Here is a 433-nt window from a genome sequence, read left to right on the forward strand (position 1 = left end):
CGCGCCCGGCTCGCCACCGATCAGCAGATTCTTGTAGATCATCGGCAGCTTGACCTTCTGGCCGAACTCGTCGATCCCGATGAACATCGGGTCGAAGATCGACAGCACCGGGCCGAGCTCTGCTACGCCGTTGTCAGTTTCGGCGACCAGGATCGGGGACACGTCAGTCCTCCGCCGCAGTGCAGGAGCAGTTGCCCAGCCCGCAGCATTCGCCACGGCAGTCGTACGACTCGCAGTCGCAGACACCCGAGGCCAACAGCTCCGCACTTGCGGTCGCCACGTTCAACAGGACCGACTTACCCGCACCCGGCTCACCACCGAACAGCACGTTGTTCTCGATGAGGCCACCGTTCACGTCGACGCCGATCGGGTAGCTGTTGGCGTCCATCTCAGAACCCCGCCGAGGCCGTGGCCGCGTCCGCCGGGACCGCGG

At 65.4% G+C, this 433-nt stretch carries 1 protein-coding gene; it reads right to left on the bottom strand.

What is annotated here, in order from left to right:
• Positions 1–163: 163 nt before the first annotated feature.
• Positions 164–388: a hypothetical protein gene (locus tag ADL15_RS18785; protein ID WP_067692488.1), complete on the bottom strand. Its 225-nt coding sequence runs from the start codon at positions 386–388 to the stop codon at positions 164–166.
• Between the last annotated feature and the right edge of the window lie 45 nt (positions 389–433).

It is taken from the genome of Actinoplanes awajinensis subsp. mycoplanecinus, from assembly GCF_001509495.1.
GTDB classification, from domain to species: domain Bacteria; phylum Actinomycetota; class Actinomycetes; order Mycobacteriales; family Micromonosporaceae; genus Actinoplanes; species Actinoplanes palleronii.